The sequence below is a fragment of the Corynebacterium lipophiloflavum DSM 44291 genome (assembly GCF_000159635.1).
GTDB classification, from domain to species: Bacteria; Actinomycetota; Actinomycetes; order Mycobacteriales; family Mycobacteriaceae; genus Corynebacterium; species Corynebacterium lipophiloflavum.
Genome location: NZ_GG667262.1, coordinates 1 through 214, shown reverse-complemented (window position 1 = coordinate 214; position 214 = coordinate 1). Strand labels below are relative to the sequence as shown.

Here is a 214-nt window from a genome sequence, read left to right as displayed (position 1 = left end):
CCGCGGGCTTTTAGGTCGCGGAAGAATCCCGTCCATGATGCGACTGACTCGGCGGTGGCGACGTGCATGCCGAGCAGTTCCCGGTAGCCATCATTGTTGACGCCGGTGGCCAACAGCACGCTGGTTTTGACCACGCGTCCGCCTTCGCGGACTTTCATCGTCAGCGCGTCGCACGAGACATAGAAATACGGGCCTGAATCCAACGGGCGGGTGC

At 62.1% G+C, this 214-nt stretch carries 1 protein-coding gene; it reads right to left on the bottom strand.

Annotation, left to right across the window (positions count from 1 at the left end):
• Positions 1 to 214 (bottom strand): IS256 family transposase (locus HMPREF0298_RS11425; RefSeq protein ID WP_006841372.1); only part of this gene is annotated, 214 nt, incomplete at both ends.